Source organism: Pseudomonas sp. SDO5271_S396, assembly GCF_054071795.1.
Genome location: NZ_JBSVWB010000105.1, coordinates 1 through 3,484 on the forward strand (window position 1 = coordinate 1; position 3,484 = coordinate 3,484).

At 62.0% G+C, this 3,484-nt stretch carries 3 protein-coding genes; all 3 read right to left on the reverse strand.

From position 1 onward, the window contains the following. Positions 1-90: 90 nt before the first annotated feature. Complete coding sequence (gcvH, locus tag ACW9IN_RS30015; protein WP_457369228.1) at positions 91-477, reverse strand: glycine cleavage system protein GcvH; 387 nt, start codon at positions 475-477, stop codon at positions 91-93. A gap of 53 nt (positions 478-530) precedes the next feature. Beyond that, entirely contained in the window at positions 531-1,613 is a 1,083-nt protein-coding gene (gene gcvT / locus ACW9IN_RS30020; RefSeq protein ID WP_457369229.1) for a glycine cleavage system aminomethyltransferase GcvT, read from the reverse strand. A 156-nt stretch (positions 1,614-1,769) separates the two neighbouring features. Further along, positions 1,770-3,386: an ABC transporter permease gene (locus tag ACW9IN_RS30025; protein WP_457369230.1), complete on the reverse strand. Its 1,617-nt coding sequence runs from the start codon at positions 3,384-3,386 to the stop codon at positions 1,770-1,772. Between the last annotated feature and the right edge of the window lie 98 nt (positions 3,387-3,484).

The following is a 3,484-nucleotide window of genomic DNA, read 5'->3' on the forward strand; positions in this document are numbered from 1 at the left end:
CATCACTGCGGTGTAACTGATACACCGAGGTGCCTGCATCGCAGGCAAGCCAGCTCCCACACTGATCTGTATTGTCTCAGCTACCTGTATCTACTCGCCAATGGCGGCTTTGTAGCCGGCGGCATCCAGCAACTTGGCCAGGTCTGCGTCCGCATTGCTTGGCTTGAGCTTGAAGATCCAGGACTCGTAAGGGGTTTCGTTCAACGATTCCGGGCTGTCGGCCAGTTGTTCGTTAACCGAGATTACTTCACCGGCTACCGGCGAATAGATGTCCGAAGCGGCTTTCACCGACTCCACGACGCCAGCAGTGTCACCCGCGGCGAAGACTTTGCCCACTTCCGCCAACTCGACAAACACCACATCACCCAACGCTTCCTGGGCGTGGTCGGAGATCCCGACAGTCACGGTGCCGTCAGCTTCCAGACGGGCCCATTCGTGGCTTTCGGCAAAACGCAGGTCGGCAGGGATATCGCTCATAGTCTGTGTCCTCAAGAAGTAATGTCAGCGGCCTTGGGCCTGCCGGAAATAGGTTAGATCAAGGTTTTACCATGGCGCACGAAGGTCGGCTTGACCACTCGAACCGGGTACCACTTGCCGCGGATTTCCACTTCGGCCCGATCGGCAGTCGCCGTCGGTACTCGCGCCAGGGCAATGGATTTGCTCAACGTAGGAGAGAAACTACCACTGGTGATCTCTCCTTCGCCAACATTGGCGATACGAACCACCTGATGAGCGCGTAAAACCCCGCGCTCTTCCAGTACCAGCCCCACCAGTTTGGATTGCACACCGCCCGCTTTTTCGGCCTCGAGCGCAGCACGCCCGATGAACGTGCGTTCGGTCGGCTCCCACGCAATGGTCCAGGCCATATTGGCGGCCAGCGGCGAAACATCCTGGTGAATATCCTGGCCGTACAGGTTCATGCCGGCTTCCAGGCGCAAGGTATCCCGGGCGCCCAGACCGATGGGTGAAATACCGGCCCCCACCAGGTCGTTGAAAAAGGCCGGTGCCTGATCGGCAGGCAGCACGATTTCCAGGCCATCTTCGCCGGTGTAGCCGGTACGGGCGATAAACCAGTCGCCATCGGCCAGGCCTTCAAACGGCTTGAGCTGATGGATCAAGGCCGCGCGAGATTGGGACACCAGCTCGGCAATCTTCTGCCGTGCATGGGGGCCTTGGATAGCGAGCATGGCCAGCTCGGGCCTCTCCTGCAGCTGCACCGCGTAGTTGCCCGACTGCGCCTGCATCCAGGCCATGTCCTGGTCACGGGTGGCGGCATTGACCACCAACCGATAACCGGTCTGGGTGCGATAGACGATCATGTCGTCCACCACACCGCCCTGCTCGTTGAGCATGGCGCTGTACAACGCACGGCCGCAGCCGTGCAAACGATCGACGTCATTGGCCAGCAGATACTGGAGCCACTCCTTGGCCTGAAGGCCTGTGACATCGATCACGGTCATGTGAGATACATCGAACACCCCGCAATCGCGTCGCACCTGATGGTGTTCTTCAACTTGCGAGCCGTAGTGCAGAGGCATATCCCAACCGCCAAAATCGACCATTTTCGCGCCGAGGGCGAGATGCAGGTCATACAGAGGCGTACGCTGTCCCATGGGTTTCTCCTTCCGGGCTTGGCGAAGGTGCGGCAGGTTGCCTTTCATGCTGAACACCTTGGATTACAAGGCTTGCAGCCATGTCCAGCGTCCCGACCCGAAAGACGGACCGCACCGAATGCCGCGCATTGTAGCCGCAAGCCGTAGGACTGGCACCTAACCGATTGGCCGCGCGGAGCGTCGAATGAGCCCGATGACCGGCAACAGGCCCACCAGCACCAGGGTCAACGCCGGCAAAGAAGCCCGCGCCCACTCGCCTTCGCTGGTCATCTCGAAAATGCGTACCGCCAGGGTGTCCCAGCCAAACGGACGCATCAGCAAAGTAGCGGGCATCTCCTTGAGCACATCGACGAACACCAAGAGCGCGGCGCTCAATGTCCCGGGCAGCAACAGAGGCAGATACACTTTGCAAAACAGTCGTGGCCCGCTCACACCCAGGCTGCGTGCGGCTTCAGGCAATGAAGGACGGATTCGCGCCAGGCTGTTTTCCAGCGGTCCGTAGGCCACCGCCAGAAAACGCACCAGATAGGCCAGCACCAGCGCCGACAGGCTGCCCAGCAGCAGCGGCTTGCCCGCGCCACCCAGCCACCCCGACAGCGGCACCACCCACTGGCGGTCCAGGTAGCTGAAGGCCAACATGATCGACACCGCCAGCACCGAACCCGGCAAGGCATAACCGACGTTCGCCAGGCTGATGCCGGAGCGGATCGCCCGGGTCGGTGCGAGGCGATTGGCGAAGGCCAGCACCAGCGCCACGCTCACCGTGATCAGGGCAGCAATGCCACCCAGGTAGAGGGTGTGGGCGATCAGGCCTGAATAGCGCTCATCCAGGTCGAAGCGGCCGCGCTGCCAGAACCACACGACCAGTTGCAGCATGGGAATCACAAAGGCGCAAGCGAACACCAGGCCGCACCAGAAGCTGGCCGCGGCCCCCTTGAGCCCGCTCAGGTGGTACAGCGCCTTGCCCCGCGGCCGTTCGTTGCTCGCTCGACTGGCACCCCGGGCCCGCCGTTCGCCGTACAGCACCACCATCACCACTAGCAGCAACAGGCTGGCTAATTGCGCAGCGCTCGACAGGCTGAAAAAGCCGTACCAGGTCTTGTAGATAGCCGTGGTGAAGGTGTCGAAGTTGAACACCGAGACCGCCCCGAAATCCGCCAGAGTCTCCATCAGCGCCAAGGCCACACCGGCGCCGATCGCAGGCCGCGCCATGGGCAGGGCCACACGCCAGAACGCCTGCCACGGCGACTGCCCCAGCACCCGCGCGGCCTCCATCAAACCTTTGCCCTGGGCCAGGAACGCAGTGCGCGCCAGCAGATAAACGTAGGGATAGAACACCAGCACCAACACGATGATCACGCCGCTGGTGGAGCGCACGCGAGGTAACCTCACACCACTGCCGAACCACTCACGCAGTGCCGTTTGCACGGGGCCCGCGAAGTCCAGCAGCCCCACGAACACAAACGCCAGCACATAGGCCGGAATCGCGAAGGGCAACATCAACGCCCAATCGAGCCAGCGCCGGCCAGGGAACTCGCAGAGGCTGGTCAGCCAGGCCAGGCTGACGCCCAGCAAGGTCACGCCCATGCCGACACCCAGCACCAGCGTCAGGGTATTGCCCAGCAGCCGGGGCATCTGGGTGTCCCAGAGGTGGGACCAGATTTGCGCATCGATGCTTTGCCAGGACAGCAGCAGCACGCTCAGCGGCAGCAATACCAGGGCGGCGACGCTGAAGACCGGCAGGTACCAGCGGCGTTGGGCGGGGTGGGCCAAAGGTGATTCTCAGTGGATGAATATTTTGAAGTCACCGCGAATCAATGTGGGAGCTGGCTTGCCTGCGATACAGGCACCTCGGTGTATCAGTGATACCG